This window comes from Neisseria polysaccharea (genome assembly GCF_963392925.1).
Lineage (GTDB): Bacteria > Pseudomonadota > Gammaproteobacteria > Burkholderiales > Neisseriaceae > Neisseria > Neisseria polysaccharea.
Map to the genome: position 1 here is coordinate 85,340 of NZ_CAUJNZ010000006.1, position 23,668 is coordinate 109,007.

25 protein-coding genes are annotated in these 23,668 nt (G+C 51.4%); 16 read left to right on the forward strand and 9 right to left on the reverse strand.

From position 1 onward, the window contains the following. The first annotated feature begins 165 nt into the window (after nucleotides 1–165). The 3 genes from RDY34_RS05245 (at nucleotide 166) to recD (ending at nucleotide 3,913) form a co-directional block, all read left to right on the forward strand. Nucleotides 166–1,413: a lipoprotein-releasing ABC transporter permease subunit gene (locus RDY34_RS05245; RefSeq protein ID WP_308073568.1), complete on the forward strand. Its 1,248-nt coding sequence runs from the start codon at nucleotides 166–168 to the stop codon at nucleotides 1,411–1,413. Further along, nucleotides 1,406–2,101, forward strand: coding sequence for a lipoprotein-releasing ABC transporter ATP-binding protein LolD (gene lolD, locus RDY34_RS05250; protein WP_308074653.1), 696 nt, complete (start codon nucleotides 1,406–1,408; stop codon nucleotides 2,099–2,101). The genes RDY34_RS05245 and lolD overlap by 8 nt, the downstream gene beginning before the upstream one ends. Before the next feature lie 66 nt (nucleotides 2,102–2,167). Continuing rightward, complete coding sequence (gene recD, locus RDY34_RS05255; RefSeq protein ID WP_308074654.1) at nucleotides 2,168–3,913, forward strand: exodeoxyribonuclease V subunit alpha; 1,746 nt, start codon at nucleotides 2,168–2,170, stop codon at nucleotides 3,911–3,913. A gap of 79 nt (nucleotides 3,914–3,992) precedes the next feature. On the opposite strand, the gene RDY34_RS05260 is transcribed toward recD, so the two are convergent. Then, nucleotides 3,993–5,096 (reverse strand): methyltransferase, encoded by a 1,104-nt coding sequence (locus RDY34_RS05260; RefSeq protein WP_308074655.1) that lies wholly within the window; start codon nucleotides 5,094–5,096, stop codon nucleotides 3,993–3,995. Next, nucleotides 5,071–5,247 (reverse strand): nitric oxide synthase, encoded by a 177-nt coding sequence (locus RDY34_RS05265; protein WP_239991675.1) that lies wholly within the window; start codon nucleotides 5,245–5,247, stop codon nucleotides 5,071–5,073. Before RDY34_RS05265 ends, RDY34_RS05260 begins: the two co-directional genes overlap by 26 nt. A 99-nt stretch (nucleotides 5,248–5,346) precedes the next feature. Here RDY34_RS05265 and lon point away from each other — a divergent pair, with 99 nt between their 5' ends. Both lon and RDY34_RS05275 read left to right on the forward strand, forming a co-directional pair. Next, nucleotides 5,347–7,809: an endopeptidase La gene (gene lon, locus RDY34_RS05270; protein ID WP_308073564.1), complete on the forward strand. Its 2,463-nt coding sequence runs from the start codon at nucleotides 5,347–5,349 to the stop codon at nucleotides 7,807–7,809. Between the two features lie 181 nt (nucleotides 7,810–7,990). Then, nucleotides 7,991–8,260 carry an HU family DNA-binding protein gene (locus tag RDY34_RS05275; RefSeq protein WP_003750397.1) on the forward strand — a complete coding sequence of 90 codons (270 nt, stop codon included), beginning with the start codon at nucleotides 7,991–7,993 and terminating at the stop codon, nucleotides 8,258–8,260. A 150-nt stretch (nucleotides 8,261–8,410) separates the two neighbouring features. Here the strand turns inward: RDY34_RS05275 and RDY34_RS05280 are convergent, their stop codons facing one another. Both RDY34_RS05280 and RDY34_RS05285 read right to left on the reverse strand, forming a co-directional pair. Then, nucleotides 8,411–8,845 carry a hypothetical protein gene (locus RDY34_RS05280; protein ID WP_003750403.1) on the reverse strand — a complete coding sequence of 145 codons (435 nt, stop codon included), beginning with the start codon at nucleotides 8,843–8,845 and terminating at the stop codon, nucleotides 8,411–8,413. Continuing rightward, nucleotides 8,838–10,145: a homoserine dehydrogenase gene (locus RDY34_RS05285; protein ID WP_003750405.1), complete on the reverse strand. Its 1,308-nt coding sequence runs from the start codon at nucleotides 10,143–10,145 to the stop codon at nucleotides 8,838–8,840. Before RDY34_RS05285 ends, RDY34_RS05280 begins: the two co-directional genes overlap by 8 nt. A gap of 197 nt (nucleotides 10,146–10,342) precedes the next feature. Here RDY34_RS05285 and RDY34_RS05290 point away from each other — a divergent pair, with 197 nt between their 5' ends. The 4 genes from RDY34_RS05290 to RDY34_RS05305 all read left to right on the forward strand — a co-directional run bounded on the left by RDY34_RS05290 (nucleotide 10,343) and on the right by RDY34_RS05305 (nucleotide 13,701). Continuing rightward, on the forward strand, nucleotides 10,343–10,714 hold the full coding sequence (locus RDY34_RS05290; protein WP_025456652.1) for an Mth938-like domain-containing protein: 372 nt from the start codon (nucleotides 10,343–10,345) through the stop codon (nucleotides 10,712–10,714). A gap of 76 nt (nucleotides 10,715–10,790) precedes the next feature. After that, nucleotides 10,791–12,713, forward strand: a complete 1,923-nt coding sequence (locus RDY34_RS05295) for an ATP-binding cassette domain-containing protein (RefSeq protein ID WP_308073562.1) — start codon at nucleotides 10,791–10,793, stop codon at nucleotides 12,711–12,713. Further along, on the forward strand, nucleotides 12,676–13,119 hold the full coding sequence (locus tag RDY34_RS05300; RefSeq protein WP_304677794.1) for a DUF4124 domain-containing protein: 444 nt from the start codon (nucleotides 12,676–12,678) through the stop codon (nucleotides 13,117–13,119). The genes RDY34_RS05295 and RDY34_RS05300 overlap by 38 nt, the downstream gene beginning before the upstream one ends. A gap of 66 nt (nucleotides 13,120–13,185) precedes the next feature. Continuing rightward, on the forward strand, nucleotides 13,186–13,701 hold the full coding sequence (locus tag RDY34_RS05305; protein WP_003752396.1) for a hypothetical protein: 516 nt from the start codon (nucleotides 13,186–13,188) through the stop codon (nucleotides 13,699–13,701). Between the two features lie 457 nt (nucleotides 13,702–14,158). Here RDY34_RS05305 and RDY34_RS05310 read toward each other — a convergent pair whose 3' ends face one another. Continuing rightward, nucleotides 14,159–14,599, reverse strand: coding sequence for an antibiotic biosynthesis monooxygenase family protein (locus RDY34_RS05310; RefSeq protein ID WP_003752398.1), 441 nt, complete (start codon nucleotides 14,597–14,599; stop codon nucleotides 14,159–14,161). Nucleotides 14,600–14,627: 28 nt separating this feature from the next. Beyond that, on the reverse strand, nucleotides 14,628–15,065 hold the full coding sequence (locus tag RDY34_RS05315) for a cytochrome b (protein ID WP_042742399.1): 438 nt from the start codon (nucleotides 15,063–15,065) through the stop codon (nucleotides 14,628–14,630). 216 nt (nucleotides 15,066–15,281) lie between these two features. On the opposite strand from RDY34_RS05315, the gene RDY34_RS05320 reads away from it, so the two are divergent. Beyond that, on the forward strand, nucleotides 15,282–15,746 hold the full coding sequence (locus tag RDY34_RS05320; RefSeq protein ID WP_003752402.1) for a MarR family winged helix-turn-helix transcriptional regulator: 465 nt from the start codon (nucleotides 15,282–15,284) through the stop codon (nucleotides 15,744–15,746). Between the two features lie 113 nt (nucleotides 15,747–15,859). Here RDY34_RS05320 and RDY34_RS05325 read toward each other — a convergent pair whose 3' ends face one another. Further along, nucleotides 15,860–16,711, reverse strand: coding sequence for an MBL fold metallo-hydrolase (locus tag RDY34_RS05325; RefSeq protein WP_308073561.1), 852 nt, complete (start codon nucleotides 16,709–16,711; stop codon nucleotides 15,860–15,862). Between the two features lie 97 nt (nucleotides 16,712–16,808). On the opposite strand from RDY34_RS05325, the gene RDY34_RS05330 reads away from it, so the two are divergent. Further along, nucleotides 16,809–17,795 carry a GlxA family transcriptional regulator gene (locus tag RDY34_RS05330; protein ID WP_308073559.1) on the forward strand — a complete coding sequence of 329 codons (987 nt, stop codon included), beginning with the start codon at nucleotides 16,809–16,811 and terminating at the stop codon, nucleotides 17,793–17,795. Nucleotides 17,796–17,945: 150 nt separating this feature from the next. Here RDY34_RS05330 and ung read toward each other — a convergent pair whose 3' ends face one another. Beyond that, the gene (ung, locus tag RDY34_RS05335) at nucleotides 17,946–18,605 is read right to left on the reverse strand and encodes a uracil-DNA glycosylase (RefSeq protein ID WP_308073558.1); all 660 of its coding nucleotides are present in this window, start codon (nucleotides 18,603–18,605) and stop codon (nucleotides 17,946–17,948) included. A gap of 81 nt (nucleotides 18,606–18,686) precedes the next feature. Between ung and RDY34_RS05340 the strand changes: the two genes are divergently transcribed. Further along, on the forward strand, nucleotides 18,687–19,094 hold the full coding sequence (locus tag RDY34_RS05340; RefSeq protein WP_308073557.1) for an NfeD family protein: 408 nt from the start codon (nucleotides 18,687–18,689) through the stop codon (nucleotides 19,092–19,094). Nucleotides 19,095–19,108: 14 nt separating this feature from the next. Then, entirely contained in the window at nucleotides 19,109–20,056 is a 948-nt protein-coding gene (locus RDY34_RS05345) for an SPFH domain-containing protein (protein WP_115177828.1), read from the forward strand. A 200-nt stretch (nucleotides 20,057–20,256) separates the two neighbouring features. Here RDY34_RS05345 and RDY34_RS05350 read toward each other — a convergent pair whose 3' ends face one another. Beyond that, nucleotides 20,257–21,327: an AI-2E family transporter gene (locus RDY34_RS05350; protein ID WP_308074657.1), complete on the reverse strand. Its 1,071-nt coding sequence runs from the start codon at nucleotides 21,325–21,327 to the stop codon at nucleotides 20,257–20,259. Between the two features lie 184 nt (nucleotides 21,328–21,511). On the opposite strand from RDY34_RS05350, the gene RDY34_RS05355 reads away from it, so the two are divergent. The 3 genes from RDY34_RS05355 to lipA are packed head-to-tail and all read left to right on the forward strand — an operon-like array spanning nucleotide 21,512 to nucleotide 23,388. After that, a complete protein-coding gene (locus RDY34_RS05355) occupies nucleotides 21,512–21,787 on the forward strand; it encodes an HP0495 family protein (RefSeq protein WP_196428065.1) in 276 nt (91 codons plus the stop codon). Between the two features lies 1 nt (nucleotide 21,788). Next, nucleotides 21,789–22,412 carry a lipoyl(octanoyl) transferase LipB gene (lipB, locus tag RDY34_RS05360; protein WP_308074658.1) on the forward strand — a complete coding sequence of 208 codons (624 nt, stop codon included), beginning with the start codon at nucleotides 21,789–21,791 and terminating at the stop codon, nucleotides 22,410–22,412. Then, on the forward strand, nucleotides 22,405–23,388 hold the full coding sequence (lipA, locus tag RDY34_RS05365) for a lipoyl synthase (RefSeq protein WP_003752416.1): 984 nt from the start codon (nucleotides 22,405–22,407) through the stop codon (nucleotides 23,386–23,388). The genes lipB and lipA overlap by 8 nt, the downstream gene beginning before the upstream one ends. Nucleotides 23,389–23,668: the final 280 nt, after the last annotated feature.

Consider the following 23,668-nt stretch of genomic DNA (forward strand, 5'->3'; position numbering starts at 1 on the left):
GGGCAGTTTGACGCGTTGTGCAAGTTTTCCGCCCGCTCTGCCGCCCCGTCCCCCGCACTCGGGCGTTCGGACGCTGCCGGGGTTTTACGGTACAATAAACTTTTGCCGCCGCCCTCAAACCGCCGTCCGGGGCGGCACGTTTGCAGACATTTTTAAGGTAGCGTTATGTTTTCTCTAGAGGCTTGGATAGGCTTGAGGTATCTCAGGGCGAAAAAGCGCAACGGCTTTATGTCGTTTATCACGATGGTTTCGATTGCCGGAATCGCCTTGGGCGTAACCGCGCTGATTGTCGTCTTGTCGGTTATGAACGGCTTTCAGAAAGAAATACGCGGGCAGCTCCTGAATGTCGCTCCGCACGCCGAAATCGGCTATATCGACAATACGGATACGGATTGGCGCAACCTGCTTCGGTTTACCGAAAACCGCAAAGGTATTTTGGCTGTCGCGCCCTATGTTTCCAATCAGGCATTGCTGGCCCATGCGGGCGAAATCAGGGGCGTGCAGATGCGCGGCATTTTGCCGTCTGAAGAGCGCAAAGTGGTGGAATACGGCGACAAAATGCCGGCAGGCAAGTTTGAAGACCTGATTCCGGGCGAGTTTGACATTATCCTCGGTATCGGTTTGGCGGAGGCTTTGGGTGCGGAAGTCGGCAATAAAGTTACCGTCATCACGCCGGAGGGTAACGTTACCCCCGCCGGAGTCGTACCGAGGTTGAAACAGTTTACCGTGGTCGGTCTGGTTAAAACGGGTGTTTACGAAGTGGACAACTCATTGGCGATGACGCATATCCAAGACGCGCGCGTACTGTACCGCTTGGATAAGGAAGTTGCGGGGCTGCGGCTGAAACTCGCCGACCCGCAAAACGCCCCCGCCTTGACGGCAAAGCTGATTCCGGAGGCGCAAAGGGACACGGTCTGGGTACGTGATTGGACGTTCAGCAATCGAAGCTATTTTGAGGCGGTCGAGTTGGAAAAACGGATGATGTTCATCATCCTGACGCTGATTATCGCCGTGGCGGCGTTCAACCTTGTCTCTTCGTTAGTGATGGCGGTTACGGAAAAGCAGGCGGACATTGCGATTTTACGGACTTTGGGTCTTTCCCCTGGCGGCGTGATGAAGATTTTTATGGTGCAGGGCGCGTTTTCAGGCTTTTTCGGCACGCTGGCGGGTGTGGTCTGCGGCGTGCTTTTGGGTTGGAACGTCGGCAGGGTCGTGGCGTTTTTTGAAAACCTGCTCGGTGTCCACCTCATCAATTCGCAGGTTTATTTTATCGACTACCTGCCCAGTGATGTCGATATGGGCGACGTTGCCCTGATTGCCTGCATTTCCTTGGGACTGTCTTTCGTTGCCACGCTCTACCCGAGCTGGCGTGCCTCAAAAACCCAACCGGCGGAGGCTTTGCGTTATGAGTGAGTTGATTTTGAAATGCGAAGGCGTGGGCAAACGCTATCGGGACGGCGGTTTGGACGTTCGGGTGCTGCATGGCTTGGATTTGGAAATCCGTGCGGGGGAAAGCACCGGCATCATCGGCTCTTCGGGCAGCGGCAAATCGACGCTGCTGCATATTTTGGGCGGGCTGGATATGCCGTCTGAAGGCAGGGTGCTGCTGATGGGCGAGGATTTGCGTACATTAAGCCAGCGGCAACTGGGCATCCTGCGCAACCGCCATCTCGGTTTCGTGTACCAGTTCCACCATCTTCTACCTGAATTCTCGGCACTGGAAAACGTGATGATGCCTTTGCTAATCGGCAAAAAAAGCCGGGAAGAGGCTGCGGAGGCGGCAATGGCGATGCTGGAAAAGGTCGGACTGAAACACCGTTCGACGCACCGCGCAGGCGAACTGTCCGGCGGCGAACGCCAGCGTGCCGCCATTGCGCGCGCCTTGGTTACGCAACCCAAATGCCTGCTTGCCGACGAACCGACCGGCAATCTCGACCGTGCGAACGCCAGGAATGTTTTGGATATGATGCTGGAACTGAAAACGGAATTGGGAACGGGGCTGGTGGTCGTAACACACGACGACGAACTCGCCGGCCGCTTCGGGCGCGTGATGGTCATGAAGGACGGCAGCCTGCACCCCAAACATGGCGCAAACGCCTAAACAGCCGAAACAACACGCGCCGTCTGAAGCCTCGCGCCTTCAGACGGCATTTCGACAAGGAATACGATGGAACGGCAGACAGATGAATTTGCCCAAGCGGCTGCACAGGTGGCAATCCGTTTTTTGGAACGCTATACCGACTCCGGTGCTGAAGCTCTTTCTTCCTATATCGAACGGCTGTTTCAAGCATTGCAGAACGGTCATTCGTTTATCCGCTTGAAAAAAGGGGAGGCGTCCTTCCTTTCGACACTCAAGCCCGTGGTCGGGGAATCTGCCTCCCCTCTGATTTTGGAAGGGGAAAAACTGTTTTTGGGCAGAATGTGGCAGTTGGAATACGATTTGGCGGTCGAGATAAAACGCTTGGCGGCAGCCGGTACATCCGCCCCCGACGCGGCAGGTGTGCGGCAAAACCTCGCAAAATGGTTTCAAGGCACGGGCAGCGAAGGACAGCGCGATGCGGCCGCCTTAGCATTGCTGCAGTCTTTTATGGTGATTACCGGCGGCCCCGGTACGGGTAAGACGACGACGGTTGCCAAACTGTTGGCACTGATTTGCAGCGGAGACGGAAGCCTTCCCCATATCGCGCTTGCCGCCCCTACGGGTAAAGCTGCCGCGCATATGGCGCGTGCGCTGCACCGTGCAATCAACAGTTTTGACGCTCCGGACAACGTCCGCCGCCATCTGCTTAAATTGGAAGGGCAAACCGTCCACCGCCTGCTGAAACTGCGCCCGCCTAAAATGCAGCCGGCGTTCAACCCTGTTTACCCGCTGCCGTTTGACGTATTGGTTATCGATGAAGCCTCTATGCTGGATACGGTATTGATGTTGCAACTTTTAAAAGCGGTCAAAACCGGCGCGCGCGTGATTCTGCTGGGCGATGAAAACCAGCTCCCGTCCGTCGGAATCGGGGCGGTGCTGTCCGTTTTGTCGCAAAAAACCATTTTGGACGGAGAAACGCACCAAAGGCTGGCCGGCTTCCTTCCGGAACACGGTTTCAGCGTCAGCGCAAATCCGCCCGTGTTGGCGCAAAACACTGCCCATCTGTCGTTCAGCCACCGCTTCGGCGACAACAGCGGCATTGGCTGCCTTGCCCGTGCCGCCGTATCGGGCGATGAGGGGGCGTGGGCATTGTTTGACCGGTTTCCGGACGAACTGGAACATTCGGAATGCAGTCCGAACGCTCGAGTCGAAAGGTTGTACCGGGCGCACAAAGCCTATTGGCAGGCGGTAGACGAAGGTAACATCGAATCCGCCTATGCGGGCATCTCGGATATCGTGGTTCTGGCAGCTTGGCGGCAGGATGCGGAAGACTTCAACGAAGCCTATTGCAGCCATGTACGCCGCAAAATGAACATACCGGAACATCAGGCCTATTTCGCCGGAGAGCCGATTATGATCAGGCAAAACGACTACGCACTCGGGCTGTTCAACGGAGACGTCGGACTGATTATGGATGACGTCCAAAGACCGGGCAGCCTGTCCGCCTATTTTCCCGATACGGACGGGTTTAAAAAGGTTGCAGTCAGCTGCCTTCCGGATTTTGAACCTGCTTTCGCCATGACTGTCCATAAAAGCCAAGGTTCGGAATATCGGGAAGTCTGGCTGCTGCCGCCCTCTGCTGCACCTTCGAACGAAGAAGATGATGCGCTTTCCGGCTTGAGCAGGGAGCTGCTTTACACCGCCATTACCAGGGCAAAGGAAAAATTCGTATTCTTCGGCGGGGAAGAAGCCTTCCGGCAAGCGGCGGCTACTGTCAAAGTTCGTCAGACGGCATTGGGCAATATGCTCAAACGGGTATTTTCACAAGGATAATCCGTCCAAACGCCGTGTCGGTTCTGCAAGCCCTTTTATGGATATCGAAGGGAAAGACCGCACAAATGTGCGGTCTTTTTCATGCCTTTTTCAAACGGTACAGGAAAGTAGTTTCCCTGTTTCGGGCAAAAGCCAGCGGATCGTCCGGATTTGCGGCTTTCTTGTGGTTTGGCTTGGTTTTCATAATATCGGTAATACGCAGCCCCGCCTCTGCAAAGGCCTTCTCCAAAAAACCGGACGGGCGCAGGTGCAGATGCTCTGCAAGGTCGGAAATAATCAGGCGGATTTCGCCGCCCGGGTTCAAATGTCCCGGCGCATCCCTTAAAAATGCGGTCAACATCGCAGAATCAGGGTCATATAATGCAGACTCGATGGCAGAAGTAGGCTTGGCAGGAAGCCACGGCGGGTTGCAGACAATCAAATCGGCACGCATATCGGGGAACATATCGGTTTCCCGTATCTCAACCTGTTTTTCAAAGCCCAAACGGGCAATATTGGCACGGGCACAGGCGACGGCTTTCGGATTGGTATCCGTGCCGATGACGGAAGGAATGCCCTGTTTCGCCAAAATGGCGGCAAGCACGCCCGAGCCCGTCCCGATGTCGAATGCCGTCTGAAAACCCGTTGACGGCGCATGGGCAAGCAGGTCGAGGTATTCGCCGCGCAACGGCGAGAATACGCCGAAAGGAACGTGTATGCTGCCGCCCAGCTGCGGAACGGCAACCCCTTTCTTATGCCACTCGTGCGCACCCATAAACCCCAGCAGCAGATTGAGCGGTAGGAAAAACGGTTTGCCGTCCGCCTCTCCGTACACGTCGAGCAAAGCGGAGCGTATATCGGGCGCGCGTTTGTTGTCCAACACAAAACCGGGGCGGATTTCAACGGCAAGCATATTCAGAATACGGCTCTGCTGCGCCTGCTTCATACGGTGGGCATGGAAAAGGGCGGCGATATCCGCATCGGAACGGACGGCGGCAGGTTTGCGAACCCTCTTCTTCATTGCAGAAAGCACCTGTTTGGCATTGTGGAAATCGCCCTGCCAGACAGTTGCAATATTTTGATAGGCAGCCTTCAAAATGCCGTCTGCACCGCTTTCGCGGACATAATGCCAACCTTTGGGCGGCTTTTGCAGACTTTCGTTGCGCCATTCGAACCCGTCATCGGGAAAAATAAAAGAAGACATGGGATACCTGCGTCATGTTTTGAAAATAGGGCGGCAGAACCGTAAACCATACGGATGGTACAGCAAGGAGCGGCAACACAGAACTGTTTTTTGTTCCTGCTTTGTCTTTCCAAGCCCATGCCGTCTGAAGCCGGAATGTTTCAGACGGCATCGCATCAAACTCCATAAATAAACCGCGTATGCTTGAAATAATGCTTTCAACCCCAATTTACGCGGCAATCCGTATTCTGTCAGACACAAGAGAGTATCCATGACACAAAAAGAAAAGCATTTTGAGGAATATGCCGCCTTGGCAACCCTTCCTTTGCGGGATGTCGTCGTTTACCCGCATATGGTTCTGCCGCTGTTTGTCGGCAGGCCGAAATCCATCGCCGCACTGGAAAACGCCATTACCCGCGAGGAGCCGGTTTTCCTGTTGGCGCAAACCGATGCGGCGGTAGAAGAACCGGTTGCCGCCGACCTGTATCAGACCGGTACGGTCGCACAAGTCCTGCAAGTGTTGAAACTACCCGACGGCACGGTAAAAGTGCTGGTCGAAGGGCTGTATCGCGGACGTGTTCTGACCATTGAAGACACGGGCGGGCTGTTCGTTTCCCATATAGAGGCGGTCGTGGAAGAAGACACGGGAGGCAATACCGACCTCGAAGCCGTGCGCCGCACCCTGTTGGCGCAGTTTGAACAATACGCCAAACTCAATAAAAAAATCCCCGCCGAAATCATCGGCAGCATCAACGGCATTGCCGAAAACAGCCGGCTAACCGATACGGTCGCAGCGCATTTGCAGTTGAAACTGGCGCAACGCCAACAGATTTTGGAAATTCCCGAAATCGGCAAACGGATGGAATTCCTGCTGGCACAGCTGGAATCCGAACTCGACATTATGCAGGCCGAAAAACGCATACGCGGACGCGTCAAACGCCAAATGGAAAAATCCCAGCGCGAATATTATCTGAACGAACAGATTAAAGCGATACACAAAGAATTGGGCGAAGAAGACGAAAACGGCGAACTGGATGCCTTGGAAGCAGGCATCAAAAAGGCGGGGATGAGCAAAGAAGCGGAAGAAAAATGCCTGTCCGAACTGAAAAAACTCAAAATGATGCCGCCGATGTCTGCCGAATCCACCGTCGTACGCAACTACATCGATACCCTGCTCGAACTGCCGTGGAAGAAAAAATCCCGCGTCAGCAAAGACATCGCCAAAGCCGGACTGGTGCTGGATGCCGACCACTACGGCCTGGAAAAAGTCAAAGAACGGATTTTGGAATACCTCGCCGTCCAAAAACGTATGGACAAACTCAAAGGCCCGATTCTGTGCCTGGTCGGCCCTCCTGGCGTGGGTAAAACCTCTTTGGGCGAATCCATCGCCAAAGCAACGGGGCGGAAATATGTCCGCATGGCCTTGGGCGGCGTGCGCGACGAAAGCGAAATCCGGGGACACCGCCGCACCTATATCGGCTCCATGCCCGGTAAGATTCTGCAGAATATGGCAAAAGCCGGCGTAAAAAATCCCTTGTTCCTGCTCGACGAAATCGACAAATTGGGTAACGACTTCCGAGGCGATCCCGCCAGCGCGTTGCTCGAAGTGCTCGATCCCGAACAAAACAACAAGTTTGCCGATCATTATGCGGAAGTGGATTACGATTTGAGTGATGTGATGTTTATCGCCACATCCAATAGTCTGAATATTCCGACTCCGTTGCTCGACCGTATGGAAATCATCCGTTTGTCCGGCTATACGGAAGACGAGAAAATCAATATTGCGATGCAGTATCTCGTGCCGAAGCAAATGAAGCGCAACAGCGTGAAAGAAGGGGAGTTGGCAATCGAAGAAAGCGCGGTGCGCGATATTATCCGTTACTACACCCGTGAGGCGGGTGTGCGTTCGCTCGACCGCGAAATTGCCAAAATCTGCCGCAAAGTCGTCATGCAGCTTACTTTGGAACAAGACAAGAGAAGGTCGTCTGAAATCAAAAAAGCAAGTAAGGTCAAACCTAAAGCGGTTAAAGTCAACGAGAAAAATCTGCATGACTACTTGGGTGTGCGCCGCTTCGATTACGGCGTTGCCGAAAGCGAAAACCGTATCGGACAAGTAACCGGTTTGGCGTGGACGGAAGTCGGCGGTGAATTGCTGACTGTCGAAGCCGTGGCATTACCGGGTAAAGGCGTGATCCAGTGTACCGGCCAGTTGGGCGATGTGATGAAGGAATCCGTGTCCGCAGCATGGTCTGTTGTCCGCTCCCGTGCAGAATCAGTGGGTTTGGCTCCTGATTTTTACGAGAAAAAAGACATCCATGTTCACGTTCCCGAAGGTGCGACACCGAAAGACGGTCCGAGTGCGGGCATTGCCATGACTTTGGCGATGGTGTCCGCATTCACCAAAATCCCTGTGCGTGCGGATGTTGCCATGACGGGCGAAATTACCCTACGCGGCGAAGTCCTGCCGATTGGCGGTCTGAAGGAAAAACTGTTGGCTGCGCTTCGCGGCGGCATCAAACACGTTTTAATTCCGAAAGACAATGTTAAAGACTTGGAAGAAATCCCTGGAAACGTTAAAACCGGCCTGACCATCCATCCGGTCAAATGGATAGACGAGGTATTGGCTTTGGGTTTGGAAAGCCGGCCTGAGCCTTGGGCAGAACCTTCTGCCGCAGAAGCGGCGGTGGAACCCGCTTCAAAACCGAAACCCCGCAGCAGGGCAATCAAACATTGAAACGCAGGAAATGTGTTGTAAAAATGCGGTTTCGTCCTGAAAGCCTGTAAAATAGGGCGATTCCGTATTTTTTTCTTGACACGGCAATTTCAGAATTGCTATAAAGCGAAAGTTACTCAAGCAGTACAAACCCCGAATATTCGGGCATTTCATCATTTTTTAAGACAGGAAGGGACTGATTGTGAACAAGTCTGAATTGATCGAAGCGATTGCTCAAGAAGCCGGCATTTCCAAGGTCGCCGCACAAAAAGCTTTGGATGCCACTACCAATGCAGTAACCAACGCCCTGAAACAAGGCGACACCGTTACTTTGGTCGGTTTCGGTACTTTCTACGTCGGCGAACGTGCAGAACGCCAAGGCCGCAACCCCAAAACCGGCGAGCCTCTGACCATTGCCGCCGCCAAAACGCCTAAATTCCGTGCAGGTAAAGCATTGAAAGATGCACTGTAAACTGTTTTTCAGTAAAAAGCCGATTCCTTGAAGAATCGGCTTTTTGTTTGCCCCGCCGAATCAGGATAGGGGTTTGCCCGTCAAATCCGGATGAAAAAATGCCGTCTGAAACGCTTTTCCCGCGTTCAGACGGCATTCCGGTTCGGCGGTTCAATCAGCTTTCAAATCCGCGACACATTGTTTGTCTCGCGTTTCAAAGGCATTTGCGCCGCCGAGCAGGTCAAGCTGTTCTTGTGCACCGAGTTTGCTGAAGGAGCTGACCTGTTTCTCGCTCAATCTGTCCAAAGGCTGCTCCCACATACATTTGCAGTAATCGGTGGCAAGGCGGGTATTGTCCGCATCCAAGCCGCGCGCTTTCAAATCGTTCTGCCATTTTTCAGCAAACGGAATATTCTTCATGCAAGACTCGACAATTTTCTGTTTTGCCTGCGGTTTGGACATCGCGCATTGGGAGAGCAGGGCGGTTGAAGCGAGCAACGCCAAAATAACCCACGCCCAAATGCGGATGGTGCGGATTTTGGCTTTTGCTTTTTTGCGCGCGGCAACCTGCTCTTCCGTCGGCATTTCGTGTTTCGGCTCAGTCATGCAGGCTTTCCATACGGATCATGGTAATCGGTTTTTCCACGCAATCCAGTGCTTCGATGGCTGCGATTGCCGACTTGATGTATTTTTCGACCGTGCTGTGGGTCAGAATCACGATTTCGGCAGTGCTCTGATCAATCACGCCTTTTTGGATTAAGGCTTCGATAGACACGTTTTCTTGTGCCAAAAGCGCGGCGATTTGCCCCAGCGTGCCCGGTTCATCTTTGGCTTGGACGCGCAGGTAGTAGCTGCTGGTAATTTCGTCCATAGGCAGGATGGTTTGCGCTTGGACTTGGGCGGGTTGGAACGCCAGATGCGGTACGCGGTGGCCTGTATCGGCTTCGATCAGGCGGGCGATGTCGATGATATCGGCAACCACGGCGGAAGCGGTCGGCAATGCGCCCGCGCCCGCGCCGTAATATAAGGTTTCGCCGACCATATCGGCGTTGACGCGCACGGCGTTCATCACGCCGTTGACGTTTGCCAAGAGGCGGCTTTCGGGAATCAGGGTAGGGTGGACGCGCAATTCGATACCTTTGCCGGTTTTGCGGGTGATGCCCAAAAGTTTGATGCGGTAGCCGAGTTCTTCGGCGTATTTGATGTCGCGGCTGTCGAGTTTGCTGATGCCTTCGAGGTAGCAGGCGGAAAAGTTCATCGGCGTACCGAATGCCAGCGCGCTCATGATGGTGATTTTATGGCCTGCGTCGTTGCCTTCGATGTCGAAGGTCGGGTCGGCTTCGGCGTAGCCCAACGCCTGTGCTTCTTTTAATACGTCGGCAAACGCGCTGCCTTTTTCGCGCATTTCGGAGAGGATGAAGTTGCTTGTGCCGTTAATAATGCCAGCGATGGATTTGATTCGGTTTGCCGCCAAACCTTCGCGCAGGGCTTTGATGATTGGGATACCTCCCGCTACTGCGGCTTCAAATTGCACCATGACATTTTTTTCTTCCGCCAGCGGGAAGATTTCGTTGCCGTATTCGGCGAGCAGTTTTTTGTTGGCGGTAACGATGTGTTTGCCGTTTTCAATGGCTTTCAACACCGCATCTTTGGCAATGCCGGTACCGCCGAACAATTCGACGACAATATCGACGTCTTTACGCGCGACCAGTTCGAACGGATCTTTGACAAAGGCTGCGGACGGGCAGATTTGGCGGGCTTTTTCTTCGCTTAAGTCGCATACGGCACTGATGCGCACTTCGCATCCCAAACGGCGGCTGATTTCCTCCGCGTTGTCCTGCAATACGGCAGCCGTACCGCCGCCGACCGTACCCAAACCTAAAAGACCGATGTTTACTGGCTTCATTGTGTCTCCTTGTAAGCCGACTGAAATGTAAATATTGAAAGACGAAAATATCCGCTGCCGATATAATTATGCCGCACTTTAAATCAAATGCCGTCTGAAATCAGCAGGAGAGGTCAGATGAAATCCGCTAATCCTACATGAATTTGTCTGATTTTGCACCTTTTCCGACACGACTAAAGCGGCAAAAGGACGAAAATATGCTGTTTGAAGAAAATCCGATAGGCGGACATTTTGCAGAGTATGGCCACCGGTCAGGCGAAATCCGATTGGCGGGTCAAAGTTTCCATAAACCCGTGCTTGTACATAAGGATTCGGTCTGCCTGTCGCAATGCCGAACCTTGTCCGACCTGACTCCGGAAAACCTGTTGTCCGACATCGAACCTGTTGACTATCCGGAAATATTAATTATCGGGACTGGGGCGGTACAGAAGTTTATCCATCCCAAAATCATGGCGGATTTCTCTCAGATCGGAATCGGTGTGGAATGTATGAACACAGAATCGGCATGCAGGACATTGACCTTTTTGCACTCGGAAGGGCGTAAAGCCTGGGCGTGGCTTCAACCGTAAATTTCCCGTTTCAGACGGCATCAGCACTTTCTTTCAGGTAAAATACGGCTCTTTTCCGTCCAATAATATTTCCGTCATGATTGAAATCAAAAACCTCACCCTGCAACGCGGTTTGAAAATCCTGCTCGACAAAGCCAACGCTACCGTCAATCCCGGTCAGCGCGTCGGTTTGATCGGTAAAAACGGTACGGGAAAATCCAGCCTGTTTGCCTTAATCAAGGGTGAAATCACTCAAGACGGCGGCGATATCTCGATTCCGAAAAATTGGCGGATTGCTTCCGTTTCCCAAGAAACGCCCGACTTGGACATCTCCGCGTTGGACTACGTTTTGCAGGGTGATGCCGAGTTGCAGGCTTTTCAGACGGCATTGAGGCAGGCGGAAGCGCAAAATGACGGCATGAAGCAGGCGGAATATCATGCCAAATTGGAAGAAATCGACGCTTATACCGAGCCGGCCCGTGCGGCAAAATTGTTGAACGGGCTGGGTTTTTCGCAAGAAGAGCACAGCCGTCCCGTCAAATCCTTTTCCGGCGGCTGGCGTATGCGCCTGAATCTTGCACAAGCCCTGATTTGCCGCGCCGATTTGCTCTTGCTTGACGAGCCGACCAACCACTTGGATTTGGAAACCGTTTTGTGGTTGGAAAACCACCTTGCCTCTTTACCCTGCACGCAAATCATCATTTCCCACGACCGTGATTTCCTCAATGCGGCAACTACCCAAACCATTGAATTGTCGCAGCAAAAGCTCACGCAATACGGCGGCAATTACGATTTTTACCAAAACGAACGCGCGCAACATTTGGCGCAACAACAAGCCGCCTATGTCAAACAGCAGGCGCAAATCAAACATCTGCAATCCTTTATTGACCGTTTCAAAGCCAAAGCCACCAAAGCCGTTCAAGCGCAAAGCCGCATGAAGGCTTTGGCAAAGCTAGAACGCGTTGCGCCCGCGCATCTGGACAGCGAGTTTTCCTTCGAGTTTTACAATCCCGAGCATCTGCCCAATCCCTTACTGAAGCTGGAGCACGCTGATTTGGGTTATGAAGGTAAAACCGTTCTGCATGACATTACCCTGTCGCTGGAAAGCGGAGCACGCTACGGGCTGTTGGGTGTCAACGGCAGCGGTAAATCTACATTTATCAAAGCCTTGGCGGGCAAAATCGATTTGCTTTCCGGCAGCATCGTCCGTTCCGAAAAACTCAATATCGGCTATTTTGCCCAACACCAACTCGACACCATCCGCGCCGACCAAAACCCTGTTTGGCATATTCAGCAGCTTTCTCCCGAAGTACGCGAACAAGAAATCCGGAATTTCCTCGGCAGCTTCAACTTTGTCGGCGACATGGCGTTGCAGAAAACCGAGCCGTTTTCGGGTGGAGAAAAAGCCCGCCTCGCCCTTGCTATGATTATCTGGCAAAAGCCGAATCTGCTGCTGCTTGACGAGCCGACCAACCATTTGGACTTGGATATGCGCCATGCCTTGACGCTTGCGCTGCAAAGTTTCCAAGGTGCCTTAATCGTCGTGTCCCACGACCGCAGCCTGCTTGAAGCCACGACCGACAGCTTCCTCCTGATCGATAAAGGCCGTCTGAAGAACTTCGACGGCGATTTGAACGACTACCGGCAATGGCGTTTGGCACAGGAAAACGCCGCCGTCGCGCCCGCAGCATCCGCTCAAAGCCAAAACCGCAAGGATACCAAGCGTATCGAAGCACAAATCCGTCAAGAAAAAGCCCGACGCAGTAAGCCGATACAGCAGAAAATCGACCGTGCCGAAAAAGAAATGGCGCAGCTTTCCGACGTTCAGACGGCATGTGAAGCATTTTTAGCACAAGAAGAAGCTTACTTTGAGGAAAACAAAGAAAAATTGCAGGACACCTTATCCGAGCTGGCAAAAGTCAAAACACAGCTTGCCCAAATCGAAGAGGTTTGGCTGGCTTGCCAAGAAGAATTGGAACGGATTGAAACTGAAATCGAGAAACAGTTTGCCGAGCGATAAAGAAGCGCGGGCAGGGTGCTTATCTTTGCCTGCCAATAACGGTATAATTCGGACGTTACCACCGCCTTTTTACTTTACCGGTATGAACATCAGACTTTTTGCCGCCTTGGTTCTCCTGTCCCTTTCCGGCGCGGCGGCGCAAGCCTCCATATACCATTGCAACTCAAATGGCAAAAGCGTATATACATCAGACCCGTCAGGATCGTGTGCCGATGCGGATTTACCTAAAATCAGCAGCCACCAGGGAGGCGAATATCGTCTGAAAATTAAAAAACTTAGTCAAGAAGCCAAAATACACACAGGAAACAAAAAGAAAAACAAAAAACCTGCCGGGAAAAAGAACAGACAGGCTGCCAAAGCCCCGAAGGAAAATCAAAAACAAACAACCGAAAAGAAAAGTCCATAAAACGCCAAGAAAACCTTACAAAAAATCCCCCAAAAATCAAATTATTATCCGAGTATCAAACACATTATGAAATCAAAACTCCCCTTAATCCTAATCAACCTTTCCCTGATTTCAAGCCCATTGGGTGCGAATGCGGCCAAAATCTATACCTGCACAATCAACGGAGAAACCGTTTACACCACCAAGCCGTCTAAAAGCTGCCACTCAACCGATTTGCCCCCAATCGGCAACTACAGCAGCGAACGCTATATCCCACCCCAAACTCCCGAACCGGCACCATCACCGTCAAACGGCGGACAGGCTGTCAAATATAAAGCCCCGGTCAAAACAGTATCCAAGCCGGCAAAATCCAATACACCGCCGCCTCAACAAGCACCTGTAAACAACAGCAGACGCTCCATTCTCGAAGCAGAATTAAGCAATGAACGCAAAGCCCTAACCGAAGCCCAAAAAATGTTATCGCAAGCACGTTTGGCAAAAGGCGGCAACATCAACCACCAAGAAATAAATGCATTACAAAGCAATGTATTGGACAGGCAGCAAAACATCCAAGCACTGCAAAGAGAATTGGGACGTATGTAAGGCCGTGTTTTCAAATCGACCGTTCCAAGGATTTGACAGAAGAAATGATGAAAAAGCAGGAGAATTTTTGGGATAAGTTGGGCGATTTACTATTTGCACCCGTTAATATGCGGATGCGCTGGGCTATACATTCAGCCGCATTGCCCATACTTTAATTTTCCTACTTGGATAGTCCACAGGGACACGTATAACTGTTTCCGATAGTTCGCATAATATAGATTATGTTAAATTTATAATGGATTAATTTGTTTTTTACCTTGCAACAAACTACCTGCCTTGCCTTAATACTAGGTACTTGAATTTTCAGCAAATGCAGTGCGGCTTAAAGGTGTTACAGAACAGGCATGGTTACGCACACGGTTTCAGGCCGTCTGAAAGCCCAAAAGCAGCCTGCACCTTGTTTTTCAAAGTGTAGGCTGCTTTTTATTTCGGCGCGCGGTTCCGCCGCTTACTCGCCTCACTTGCCGCCGCGTCTGCCGAAGCCCCGCTGCATATCACTTTCAATCACTTTAAACAAATCCGGGCTAGCAGTTACGCCTTCCGGCATGTTGTCCGGCAGGGCTTGGCGCATTTGGGCGGTAGCGGCTTTAAATTCTTCCGCACTGCGCCAACGGGCAACATTGACGAAATGGTATTTGCCGTTCGGGTCAATATTTTGATGCAGACGTGTGCCGATGTAGCCCGGCTGGGTTTTCAGGAAATCGCGTGATTTCTGCCAAGCAGCCAAAGTTTCGGCCTCTTTGCCCTGCGGCACTTCAAAAGTGTTGATGAGTACAACGCTGTTATGCATGGCTTCGCGTTGTGCGCGCCATTGTTCCGCTTTGGCGGTGCAGCCTGCAAGGCAAAGGAAAACAGCAGCAGTAACAGCGGCGATGATGGTTTTTTTACGAGTATTCATATCAGTAGCTCCTTGTTTGTATAGGATATTAAGATTTTCCGAGCATTCGAGGCAGCACGGATTCGCCTTTGATGTGGTGGTAGGCAACCATTCCAATGTGTCCCAGCGACAAAAACAGCAATGAAAATGCCAGCGTGCCGTGAATTTCTCCGCCATTGCCGATTTTACGGGCAATGCCTGCGGCGGGAACAGCGAGCATCAGGGCATACATCGCCCAATGCCCCAATTTGGTGACGGCGGTGTTGGCGGGGCGGTTTTTACGTTGGCGGATTCCCCACCCTACGCGCCAAACAGACAATATCAGCAGCAGGATTCCGACTGCTTTGTGCGGATTGATTAGAAATTTCAGGTTTTCGTCGATATTCCACGCAATGGCGGTAGCGAACATAAACAGGTAGCAAGCTGCCATTGTCCAATGCAGGAAGCGGGTTGTTGAGCCGTAGCTTTGCAAAGTGTCGGGTTTCATGATGCTTTCTCTTGAATAAAGGGTTAGTCGGATTTCGGTATGGCTTGCAGATAGGAAAACCTTCTTTAAAGTATTGCAGTTCATAAGCGTTCTTGAACATTTAAGATAGGTCGTCTGAAAGTATTTAGATAGCAAGCTATTAAGTTGTAATAAGCATAGCGTGCTATGTATTAAGATAGCAAGCTATATTTGTGATATAATCCGCAACAATTTGATTTGAAAGGAAACAAAGTGGACGAGGTTTTCAAAACTAAATCGGCAGGCTATTTGATGAACCACATTGCCCGCCAATTTGCCATTTTATTGGGCGAAGGTTTAAAGCCTTTGGGCATCGCCCCCGCGCAATTTCCGATATTGCTGGAACTGTGGCAGAAAGACGGTTTGAGCCAACAGGAATTGGTGGAACGCGCTGATTTGAAGCAGGCAACGATTGCCAACACGTTGGCGCGAATGGAGCGCGACGGCCTGATTACGCGCGAACCGAATCCCGACGATGCGCGCAGCCGCCTGATTATGCTGACGGAGCAAGCTCGTGCCTTGCAACAGCAGTCCACGGAAATTGCCAAAGCCCTCAACCAAACGGCTTTGTCGGATTTGTCGGCAGGCGAACAAAAGTTGTTTTTGGAAATGGCGGCAAAAATTGTGGCGCGACAGCAAGAGATGATTGCAGGCGCGAAGTGAGGGCAGATGGCGCAACTCGGAATTTTAAAGTGCAGGCTGCTTTTGAGGTCGTCTGAAAGCAGCCTGCACTTAAAAAAACAAGGTGCAGGCTGCTTAGGGTAATGTGTCGTTTATCAATCCAGTTTCAGGATTTCTCCGTCTTCCGGAACGTTCACACGGCTTTCAATGCCTTGACCGCGTATAAATTTACGCATGTCGGCGCGGCTGACGGCGGTATGATTCACGGTATCCATGTGTACGGTGATGATTTTGGCTTTAGGCATGACTTGGCTGGCTTTTAATACATCAGCCGTCCCCATAATAATGCCGTCTGAAATGCCTGAAATCAGCGCGTAGCCCGTGTTCATAATCAGATAATCGGGTTTGTAGCGGTTCAATGCTTTGTTTACATCTGCCGTCCACACAGTATCACCCATAATATAAGCGGTTTTGTGTCCGCTGCTTTGGAATACCACACCCATTGCATCACCTAAGATTTCGGCTAGCTGAGGATTGGCATACATGGCTTCTGTACCATGTACGCCGCCGGTTTTGCTGATAGTTACGCCGTTGAAGACAGTGCTACCGTTCAACACGCGTACATCAGTAAAACCTTGGCTGCGGATTTTTGCCGCGTCGGCTTGGTGCTGCACATATACGGGCAGGTTTTTCGGAATAGAACGTGCGGCGGTTTCGTCCCAATGGTCTTCGTGAGTATGGGTAACGATAACTGCATCCACACCGTCCAAAATTTTATTCACGCTCATCGGCAGCCCGACCAGCGGCATTTTGGCTTGGTTATTGAACGTACCGGCAAAGCCGTTCATGGAATGCTTGGGGGCGAAAAACGGGTCAATCAAAAACGTCTGCCCCGCATATTCGACCTTGGCGGTAGCGTTACGGATATGTTGGTATGAATCGTCTGCCCAAGCGGAAAAGGCTGTCGCGCCCAAAACAGTGGCAAGAATAAATTGCTTGGATTTCATGATGTTGCTCCTTAAAAAATCATGGAGCGTATTTTAAGCAGCAGGTGCATCGGCTAAAATAGGCAATATTGCCAATAAACGTAAGGATAGTGACAAAATGTCGTCTGAAAACGAGCGTAACGAGTTTCGCCAAAATCAAGCTGTCCCAAAAATCGTGCTATATGCTCAATCGGGTATGAATGATTTTGTCTTCAACATTCCCTTTTCTGTTTTTCAGACGACCTATCGGGACAATCCGCTCTTTGACTTGAAAATCTGTTCCGATGACAGCAAAGACGTCATCACGGCACTGGGCGCAAGCATTCCCGTACACGGCGGCTTGGATTTGATGGAAGAAGCCGACATCATCGTCATCGCAGGCTGGCGCAATATTGAAGAAGTCCCGACACCTGAGTTGAGCGCACATTTACAGAAAGCAGTACAACGTGGTGCACATATCACCGCCCTATGTTACGGCACTTACGCCCTTGCCTACACAGGACTTTTAGACGGCAGAACCGCCGCCACCCACTGGCTTGCCGAAGACGACTTTGTCCGCCGTTTCCCTAAAATTCATCTGGATACCAACCGCCTATATGCGGAAGACGGCAACTTTTTAACATCGGCAGGTGCGGCGGGCGGGCTGGATTGCTGCCTTTACCTCATCCGCAAAATCCACGGTGCAACCGTTGCCAACGACCTTGCCCGTACCTTGGTTGCGGCACCACACCGCGAAGGTGGGCAGGCACAGTTTATCCACCGACCTGTCGAACGTCGTACCGCCGATGACAAAATCAATCACTTATTGGACGAACTGCGCCAAAACCTTGCGACCCCGTACCGCTTGGACGATTTGGCAAAAAAATTAGCCGTTTCCCGCCGAACCTTTATCCGCCATTTTTCTCAAGCTACAGGCATGAATTTCAGTGAGTGGCTGACAACAGAGCGGCTATGGCAGGTACAGGATTTATTGGAAAATACGGATTTGCCGATAGAACGCATCGCCGAACAAAGCGGCTTCGGCAGCGCGGCAAACCTACGTTTGCAGTTCAAAGCCAAGTTTAAAATCAATCCGAACGCCTGGCGGAAAGTATTTGGCAGATAGCTCGCGTTAGTCAGTCCAAAACACTTGAGCAACGTTATTGGTTTTACACCGTTTCTTGCAAGGTTTAAAGAATTAGCCAAACAATCTTCCACTCAACAGATTGACTGGTTCCATAAGTGCGGTTTAAGCAACTTGGCATTCAGACGGCATTCATAGCTTCCAGTTTATCGGTTCGATACCGTGTTGACTCAAATAGCTGTTTGCCTGTGAAAAATGGCGGCAGCCGAAAAAACCGCGATATGCCGACAGAGGGGACGGATGCGGTGCGGTCAGTATCAAATGATTTTGACTGTCTATCAGCCTTCCTTTTTGTTGTGCATACCCACCCCACAACATGAAGACAAGGTGCTTGCGGTGTATCGCAAGCTGCCTGATGACGGTATCGGTAAAGCGTTCCCAGCCTAAAAGGGCGTGCGAATGCGCCTGTCCTGCACGCACCGTCAAAACCGTGTTCAGAAGCAATACGCCCTGCTCCGCCCAAGCCGTCAGGCAGCCGTGATCGGGAATGGAAAAACCGTTGATGTCGGTTTCCAATTCTTTGTAGATATTGAGTAAAGACGGCGGTATGCGGACACCCTGCCGGACGGAAAATGCCAAACCGTGCGCCTGCCCTGCCCCGTGATACGGATCTTGTCCGAGAATGACGACTTTGACCCGGTCGAACGCTGTCAGCCGGAATGCGTTGAACACATCTGCCGACGGCGGATAGATGATTTGTCCCGACAAACGTTCCTGCCTGACTGCATTTAAAATTTTCTGAAAATACGGTTGCCGTTTTTCGTTGCCCAGTGCATCGTGCCAAGTGTCCATATCTGCCCTATCCTTTCAAATTCGGCTATACTGCTGATATTGCGTTATTTTGTCAAACGACGCGCTTTGTGGGGAAAATGTATGACTGTATGGTTTGTTGCTGCTGTTGCCGTCTTAATCATCGAATTATTGACGGGAACGGTTTATCTTCTGGTTGTCAGCGCGGCTTTGGCGGGTTCGGGCATTATCTACGGACTGACCGGCAGCACGCCTGCAGCCACCTTGGCCGCTGCCTTGCTTTCCGCGCTGGGCATTTGGTTCGTACACGCCAAAACCGCCGTGGGAAAAGTTGAAACGGATTCATATCAGGATTTGGATGCCGGGCAATATGCCGAAATTCTCCGGCACGCAGGCGGCAACCGTTACGAAGTTTTTTATCGCGGTACGCACTGGCAGGCGCAAAATACGGGGCAGGATGTGTTTGAACCGGGAACGCGCGCCCTCATCGTCCGCAAGGAAGGCAACCTTCTTATCATCGCAAACCCTTAACACTCGGAGGAATTATGGAATTTTTCATTATCTTGTTGGCAGCCGTTGCCGTTTTCGGCTTCAAATCCTTTGTCGTCATCCCACAGCAGGAAGTCCACGTTGTCGAAAGGCTCGGGCGTTTCCATCGCGCCCTGACGGCCGGTTTGAATATTTTGATTCCCTTTATCGACCGCGTCGCCTACCGTCATTCGCTGAAAGAAATTCCCTTGGATGTCCCCAGCCAGGTCTGCATCACGCGCGACAACACCCAGCTTACGGTTGACGGCATCATCTATTTCCAAGTAACCGATCCCAAACTCGCCTCATACGGTTCGAGCAACTACATTATGGCGATTACCCAGCTTGCCCAAACGACGCTGCGTTCCGTTATCGGGCGTATGGAGTTGGACAAAACGTTTGAAGAACGCGACGAAATCAACAGCACTGTTGTTGCGGCTTTGGACGAGGCGGCCGGGGCTTGGGGTGTGAAGGTTTTGCGTTATGAAATTAAAGACTTGGTCCCGCCGCAAGAAATCCTCCGCGCAATGCAGGCGCAAATTACTGCCGAACGCGAAAAACGCGCCCGTATCGCCGAATCCGAAGGCCGTAAAATCGAACAAATCAACCTTGCCAGTGGTCAGCGCGAAGCCGAAATCCAACAATCCGAAGGCGAGGCTCAGGCTGCGGTCAATGCGTCAAATGCCGAGAAAATCGCCCGCATCAACCGTGCCAAAGGTGAAGCGGAATCCTTGCGCCTTGTTGCCGAAGCCAATGCCGAAGCCATCCGTCAAATTGCCGCCGCCCTTCAAACCCAAGGCGGCGCGGATGCGGTCAATCTGAAGATTGCGGAACAATACGTCGCCGCGTTCAACAATCTTGCCAAAGAAAGTAATACGCTGATTATGCCCGCCAATGTTGCCGACATCGGCAGCCTGATTTCTGCCGGTATGAAAATCCTCGACAAGGGTAAAACTTCCCAATAAATATCCCAATCAATAGGTATGAAAAATGCCGTCTGAACTTTGTCGGAAAGGTTCAGACGGCATTTTTATCAAATCCAAACTCAAAAATATATTTATCCCCGTACCCTTATTTGATAACGGACGTGGACTGCAGGTATCCATACTGCATTTTCGGATAAAACAAAACATCCCCTTCGGAAACTTTATACTTCGTCAATGCCTTACCTGTTCAGATAAAAATTGCTGGCAAAATATTTCTGCACACCCTCACGCAGCAATACCAATGTTACGGCAGCCAAAGGCAATCCTGCCAACATTCCGACAAAGCCCATCAGTTGTCCAAATGCCATCAGGGAAAAGATAACCCAAAACGGCGACAGGCCGATACGGTCTCCCACGATTTTCGGCGTAATGAAAAAACTTTCGAGAAACTGACCGACGGCAAAAACCGCCCAGACAGCCAAGATGCCGTTCCACGAAGCAAATTGGAGCAAGGCGGCAACGGTGGCAAGCAGTAATCCCGTAAACGCACCGAGATAAGGGACAAACACCAAAATACCGGCAACCATACCGATGGCAAATCCCGAATCCAGCCCGACTAGCATCAATCCCAAACCGTAAACCAAGCCCATAATCAGCATTACTAGGAGCTGACCGCGTAAAAATTCGCCCAATACCTCGTTCAAATTACCTGTGATACGGGTATAAGTATCGGCAAAACGCCTCGGAACCAGTTTACTTATGCCGCACGACCACCGCTGCCAATCCAGCAGAAAATAGTAAAGCAGCAACGGCAGCAGCATCAAATTGCCGATACTGCTGACGATATTGCTGCTCTGCCTCATCAAAACGGGAAACCACGCCTTAAGCGTGTTGCTCAGCTCACCCGTATGCGCCTGAAGCCATGCGATAACGGATGCCTGATCGATTTCCACATAATTGCCCACAGTGTCTTTCAACAGCGGCAACAGCGTATTTTGCATAAAACCTGCAAGTTGGGGCAAACGGGATACCATGCTGTTGAACTGTCCGACCAGCATAGGGACAATAATCAAAAGCAGCGCCGCAAGCAGCAGCAAGGCAAAAACCATTACAGTCATTGAAGCAACGGCACGGTTGAAACCTTTTTTCTGCAACCATTCAACCAAAGGATCCAACACATACGCCAACACTGCCGCAACCGCAAAGGGAGCCAGTGTATCGCCAAGTGCGAAAGCCAGCCATATCAAGACCGCAAGGAACACCACCGCACCAACCCAGGGTTTGATACTCTGCTTTTTTTTCTGATACATAACGACCCGTCCGGAAACCATTTTCATCATTATTATAGCAGAATGGGTTATATCGCAGATAAAGCCCGTGCCGTTTCGATAGCCTGTTATCACGGTTTGGGCTAAAATACTGCATTATCTGATGCAGTCTGATAAACAAAACCCCTGTTCAGACGGCATACCGTACACAACAAGGCAGCACATCATGACCGAACAAGAAAACAAAAAATCCCTCATTGAATTTCCCTGCACCTTCCCATTAAAAGTAATGGGGGCGGTTCATCCCGAGTTCGAGCAAGCGGTTTTAGAAACCGTCCGCCTCCACGCCCCCGACACGCAGGCGCACCACATCACCACGCGTCCGAGCAGCAAAGGCAACTATACCGGCGCCACCGTACAAGTAAAGGTTGAAAACCAAGAACAACTTGACAATATCTACCGCGCGCTGACTTCGCACGAACTGGTCAAAGTGGTACTTTGAGATGAAAATCATACATAAAGGTTTGGTTGAATATCTGCCGATTTTTGAGGCAATGAAAACCTTTAATGCCGGACGTAATGCCGACACCGAAGACGAACTCTGGGTTGTCGAGCATCCCCCCGTGTTCACACAAGGGCTGGCGGGAAAACCCGAGCACCTGCTGATTAGGGACGACATCCCCGTTATCCAGATTGACCGGGGCGGGCAGATTACCTATCACGGGCCCGGGCAATTGGTCGTTTATACGATGATTGATTTCAAACGGCGCAAAACCAGTGTTAGAAACATCGTTTCCGAGCTTGAAAACAGCATTATCGCCACATTGGCGGAATACGGCATTGAAGCGGCGGCTGATCCGAAACGCCCCGGCGTTTATGTCGGAGAACGCAAAATCGCCTCGCTGGGGCTGCGTATCAAAAACGGCTCCGTTTATCACGGCCTTGCGCTCAACGTCAATATGGACCTCTCGCCGTTTACCCATATCAACCCCTGCGGTTATGCCGGTATGGAAATGACGCAAATTGCCGACCTCGTCCACCCCTGCCCCACGCTGGACGAAGTCGCCGCCAAGCTGACCACACATCTTAAAACACAACTCACACCGAAAGCAGATAACAATGAGTGAAATCAAAACCGACGACCCCAAACGCGGCATCAAACTCAAAGGCGCGGACAAAACCGCCCGCATCCCCATCAAAGTCGTCCCCCTTCAGGAAAAACTGAAAAAGCCCGAATGGATACGCGCCAAACTCCCATCGCGCAAATTCTTTGAAATCAAAGACATTTTGCGCGAACAAAAAATGCACACCGTTTGCGAGGAAGCCTCCTGCCCCAACATCGGCGAATGCTTCAGCAAAGGCACAGCGACCTTCATGATTATGGGCGACATCTGCACCCGCCGCTGCCCGTTCTGCGACGTGGGACACGGCCGCCCCAATATGCTCGACCCTGACGAACCGAAAAACCTCGCAGAATCCGTTAAAGCCATGAACCTGCGTTACGTCGTCATCACCTCGGTTGACCGTGACGACTTGCGCGACGGCGGCGCCCAACACTTCGCCGACTGCATCAAAGCCATCCGCGAAACCAGCCCGAACACCAAAATCGAAATCCTCGTCCCCGACTTCCGCGGCCGTCTGGACATCGCACTGAAAATCCTTGCCGAAACCCCGCCCGACGTGATGAACCACAACTTGGAAACCCATCCCAGCCTGTACAAAAAAGCCCGTCCTGGTGCCAATTATCAACATTCTTTAGACTTATTAAAACGTTATAAAGAAATGATGCCGCATATTCCCACAAAATCCGGCATCATGGTCGGCTTGGGCGAAACAGACGAAGACGTGCGCGAAATTATGCGCGATATGCGGGCGCACAATATCGAGATGATTACCATCGGACAGTACCTCCAGCCTTCAGACGGCCACTTGCCTGTCTTGCGCTACGTTACGCCCGAGCAGTTCAAAATCTTTGAAAAAGAAGCATACGAACTGGGCTTTACCAATGCCGCCATCGGTGCGATGGTACGTTCAAGTTACCATGCCGACGAACAGGCTGCCGAAGCCTTACGCGAAAGCCACGGCGGTTGCGGGCATCATTAAACTCGGAACACCGCGCCAAAGTAAAAAACGATTCCCTACGCCTGCCGCGCCGTTTGGCGCAAGCCGCACCCGCGTTAGCCGCCTATGCCGTCTGAAAGCCCTTCAGACGGCATGATTTATTCTCCGAATCCGATAATCTCAAAAGAATCTGTCAGTTAATGAGAACGATTCATTATAAATTTTGATAAAAAACCGTGCTCTATTTGTTTTTTGCTATGGTTAATAAGTGTAAATGTTCTTTATGGATGAGATGGATTCTTAGTTTTAGCAGCAAAAAAAA

Excerpts from the sequence above, each read along its gene's own strand:
- RDY34_RS05340 (WP_308073557.1), top strand. The coding sequence starts at position 18,687 with ATGACTGTATGGTTTGTTGCTGCTGTTGCCGTCTTAATCATCGAATTA.
- lolD (WP_308074653.1), top strand. The coding sequence starts at position 1,406 with ATGAGTGAGTTGATTTTGAAATGCGAAGGCGTGGGCAAACGCTATCGG.
- RDY34_RS05330 (WP_308073559.1), top strand. The coding sequence starts at position 16,809 with ATGTCGTCTGAAAACGAGCGTAACGAGTTTCGCCAAAATCAAGCTGTC.
- RDY34_RS05305 (WP_003752396.1), top strand. The coding sequence starts at position 13,186 with ATGAAATCAAAACTCCCCTTAATCCTAATCAACCTTTCCCTGATTTCA.
- RDY34_RS05260 (WP_308074655.1), bottom strand. The coding sequence starts at position 5,096 with ATGTCTTCTTTTATTTTTCCCGATGACGGGTTCGAATGGCGCAACGAA.
- RDY34_RS05280 (WP_003750403.1), bottom strand. The coding sequence starts at position 8,845 with ATGACTGAGCCGAAACACGAAATGCCGACGGAAGAGCAGGTTGCCGCG.
- lipA (WP_003752416.1), top strand. The coding sequence starts at position 22,405 with ATGAGTGAAATCAAAACCGACGACCCCAAACGCGGCATCAAACTCAAA.
- RDY34_RS05350 (WP_308074657.1), bottom strand. The coding sequence starts at position 21,327 with ATGTATCAGAAAAAAAAGCAGAGTATCAAACCCTGGGTTGGTGCGGTG.
- RDY34_RS05265 (WP_239991675.1), bottom strand. The coding sequence starts at position 5,247 with ATGCCGTCTGAAACATTCCGGCTTCAGACGGCATGGGCTTGGAAAGAC.
- RDY34_RS05310 (WP_003752398.1), bottom strand. The coding sequence starts at position 14,599 with ATGAATACTCGTAAAAAAACCATCATCGCCGCTGTTACTGCTGCTGTT.
- RDY34_RS05355 (WP_196428065.1), top strand. The coding sequence starts at position 21,512 with ATGACCGAACAAGAAAACAAAAAATCCCTCATTGAATTTCCCTGCACC.
- ung (WP_308073558.1), bottom strand. The coding sequence starts at position 18,605 with ATGGACACTTGGCACGATGCACTGGGCAACGAAAAACGGCAACCGTAT.
- RDY34_RS05245 (WP_308073568.1), top strand. The coding sequence starts at position 166 with ATGTTTTCTCTAGAGGCTTGGATAGGCTTGAGGTATCTCAGGGCGAAA.
- RDY34_RS05285 (WP_003750405.1), bottom strand. The coding sequence starts at position 10,145 with ATGAAGCCAGTAAACATCGGTCTTTTAGGTTTGGGTACGGTCGGCGGC.
- RDY34_RS05315 (WP_042742399.1), bottom strand. The coding sequence starts at position 15,065 with ATGAAACCCGACACTTTGCAAAGCTACGGCTCAACAACCCGCTTCCTG.
- RDY34_RS05345 (WP_115177828.1), top strand. The coding sequence starts at position 19,109 with ATGGAATTTTTCATTATCTTGTTGGCAGCCGTTGCCGTTTTCGGCTTC.
- lipB (WP_308074658.1), top strand. The coding sequence starts at position 21,789 with ATGAAAATCATACATAAAGGTTTGGTTGAATATCTGCCGATTTTTGAG.
- RDY34_RS05325 (WP_308073561.1), bottom strand. The coding sequence starts at position 16,711 with ATGAAATCCAAGCAATTTATTCTTGCCACTGTTTTGGGCGCGACAGCC.
- RDY34_RS05290 (WP_025456652.1), top strand. The coding sequence starts at position 10,343 with ATGCTGTTTGAAGAAAATCCGATAGGCGGACATTTTGCAGAGTATGGC.
- recD (WP_308074654.1), top strand. The coding sequence starts at position 2,168 with ATGGAACGGCAGACAGATGAATTTGCCCAAGCGGCTGCACAGGTGGCA.
- RDY34_RS05295 (WP_308073562.1), top strand. The coding sequence starts at position 10,791 with ATGATTGAAATCAAAAACCTCACCCTGCAACGCGGTTTGAAAATCCTG.
- lon (WP_308073564.1), top strand. The coding sequence starts at position 5,347 with ATGACACAAAAAGAAAAGCATTTTGAGGAATATGCCGCCTTGGCAACC.